The organism is Mesorhizobium sp. M7D.F.Ca.US.004.03.1.1 (assembly GCF_003998635.1).
GTDB classification, from domain to species: domain Bacteria; phylum Pseudomonadota; class Alphaproteobacteria; order Rhizobiales; family Rhizobiaceae; genus Mesorhizobium; species Mesorhizobium loti.
Window position 1 is genome coordinate 1 of record NZ_RZQG01000496.1, and the last position, 2,322, is coordinate 2,322.

Annotated in this window: 3 protein-coding genes and 1 pseudogene; 3 read left to right on the forward strand and 1 reads right to left on the reverse strand. The window is 62.5% G+C overall.

What is annotated here, in order from left to right; all coding sequences use genetic code 11:
• Window positions 1-22: 22 nt before the first annotated feature.
• Window positions 23-295 (forward strand): HU family DNA-binding protein, encoded by a 273-nt coding sequence (locus tag EN935_RS23735; RefSeq protein ID WP_006201846.1) that lies wholly within the window; start codon window positions 23-25, stop codon window positions 293-295.
• A gap of 143 nt (window positions 296-438) precedes the next feature.
• On the opposite strand, the gene EN935_RS23740 is transcribed toward EN935_RS23735, so the two are convergent.
• Window positions 439-1,461, reverse strand: a complete 1,023-nt coding sequence (locus EN935_RS23740) for an aldo/keto reductase (protein ID WP_109669510.1) — start codon at window positions 1,459-1,461, stop codon at window positions 439-441.
• 177 nt (window positions 1,462-1,638) lie between these two features.
• Between EN935_RS23740 and EN935_RS23745 the strand changes: the two genes are divergently transcribed.
• Together EN935_RS23745 and EN935_RS42925 are read left to right on the forward strand one after the other, a co-directional pair.
• Window positions 1,639-2,205 (forward strand): SIS domain-containing protein, encoded by a 567-nt coding sequence (locus EN935_RS23745; RefSeq protein ID WP_126071119.1) that lies wholly within the window; start codon window positions 1,639-1,641, stop codon window positions 2,203-2,205.
• 3 nt (window positions 2,206-2,208) lie between these two features.
• Window positions 2,209-2,322, forward strand: a pseudogene (locus EN935_RS42925) (creatininase family protein); the annotation flags it as partial.

Genomic DNA, 2,322 nt, shown 5'->3' on the forward strand with positions numbered 1-2,322 from the left:
GTTCTCATGGAAGGGAATTTTTATGAACAAGAACGAACTGGTATCCGCTGTCGCCGACGCCGCGAGCATTTCGAAGGGTGACGCGCAGTCGGCGGTCGATGCGGTATTTTCCGTGATCACCGGTGAACTGAAGAAGGGCGGCGATGTCCGGCTTGTCGGCTTTGGCAATTTCACCGTGTCAAAGCGTGCGGCGTCGACCGGCCGCAATCCTCAGACCGGCGCCGAAGTGAAGATTCCGGCACGCACCGTGCCGAAGTTCTCGGCCGGCAAAGGCCTCAAGGACGCAGTCAACTAAGCGGTTTTTCTTTTCAGAGACCAGAAAAGCCGGGCTTGCCCGGCTTTTCATTTTCGTGGCCTACGCAGGTACACGCGACCAGAAAAGCCGGGCTTGCCCGGCTTTTCATTTTTGTGCCCGACGCTGACGCGATGGCGGCCGGCTTATGCGGTCGGCGCTTCAGGGTGCATCAGACCTTCCTTCTTGAGATCGGCCCAAAGCGCTGCGGGCAGTTTCGCATCGAGCAGCGAGCGGTTGCTCTCGACTTCGCTCGGCCGCTGGCCACCGGGGATCACCGAGACGACCGAGGGGTGCAGCAGCGGGAATTGCAGGGCGGCCTCGATCAGCCGCACGCCATGGCGCTTGCAGACGCTCTCGATGCCGGCGACCCGGTCGAGGATGTCCTTCGTTGCTTCGGAGTAATTGTAGTAGGCGCCTGGCTTCGGCCCTGTTGCAAGGATGCCGGAGTTGTAGGGCCCGCCGAGAACGATGCCGATACCGCGTGCCTGGCAGAGCGGCAGGAAGGATGCCAGCGCCTCCTGTTCCAGCAGCGTATAGCGCCCGGCCAGCAAGAACAGGTCGAAGTCGCCGCGCTCAGCCAGCGTCTGCGCAACCTGCCATTCGTTGATGCCACCACCGAACGCCCTGATGACGCCCTGGTCGCGGAGCGAGAGCAAGCCATAATAGCCCGAGCGCATGAACTCCTCGATGCGCCGGTCGGACGCTTCCTTGCTGCCATGGGTGAAGATGTCGACGTCATGCACGAAGAGGATGTCGATACGGTCGACGCCGAGGCGCTCCAGCGAGGCTTCGAACGAGCGCATGACGCCGTCATAGCTGTAGTCGTACACTTCACGGCGCGACGGCGTGTCGAAGAACTTGCCGATGCCGGTGCGCTCTTCCGGCGGGCAGGCGCGCATGATGCGACCGACCTTGCTCGACAGCACATAGTCGTCGCGCTTCTTGCCGCGCAGGAACGGGTTGAGCCGCGTTTCCGACAGGCCAAGCCCGTACAGCGGCGCGGTGTCGTAGTAGCGGCAGCCGGTCGCCCAGGCGGCTTCCAGCGTGGCGTTGGCGTCCTCGTCCGAGACGGCACGATAGAGGTTGCCGAGCGGCGCCGTGCCGAAGCCGAGTTCGGTAAAACTGATGCCGCCATTGCCGATGCGGTCGAAATGCCGTGTCTTCATATCCTGCCGTTTGCCTCGCTTGATTTGTCTGACATGACACTATCATGCCTGTGATCTGGCAAAAGCGTAGCTGCGCGTTGGACACGCATTTTCGCGGTTGCTAGCATGAGCAAAATCAAGCTGTTCGCGGCAGCAAGGGCGGCAAAATCCCAGGATGATTTCAATGGCAGGTTTGCGGTGAGCGACAAGAGCAAAAGCCTGTTCGAGACCGCGCTTGACGAACTCGGCGGCGTGCTGGCGCGCATCGATGAGAGCCGGATCGACGCCGCCTGCAAGATGCTGGCGAGCGCCCGACTGATCGTCGTCTACGGCTGCGGCCGCGAGGCCTTGCAGGTCAAGGGTTTTGCGATGCGGCTCTACCATCTGGGCCTGCCTGTCGCCGTGGTCGGCGACATGACCACGCCGCCGCTGGGGCAGGGGGATGTTTTCCTGGTCAGCTCCGGGCCGGGAGAGACTTCGACCGTGCTGACCCTCATGCAGGTTGCGCACGATGCCGGTGCAACCAACCTGCTGCTAACCGCCCAGGCCGAAAGCGGTGCGGCACAGCGCGCCGATTTCACGCTGCTCATCCCCGCGCAGACCATGGCCAACGATCAGGGGGCACAGAAGACATCGGTGCTGCCGATGGGCTCGGTGTTCGAAGGCGCGCTGTTCCTGCTGTTCGAGGCGATGGTGCTGAAGCTTAAGGATTTGATCGGCGCGTCGCCCGAAGCGATGCGCGCCCGCCACACCAACATGGAATAGATCATGCGCTATGAACTGATGCTGCCGCACCAGATCCGCAAGGCGATCGCCGAGAACTGGCCGGTCGCTCTGCCGCTTGGCGTGCTCGAATACCACGGCGAACACATGGCGGTCGGC

What these genes read in the sequence shown, in the direction of transcription:
- EN935_RS23740 (WP_109669510.1), bottom strand. Translation starts at nt 1,461, where the DNA reads ATGAAGACACGGCATTTCGACCGCATCGGCAATGGCGGCATCAGTTTT.
- EN935_RS23735 (WP_006201846.1), top strand. Translation starts at nt 23, where the DNA reads ATGAACAAGAACGAACTGGTATCCGCTGTCGCCGACGCCGCGAGCATT.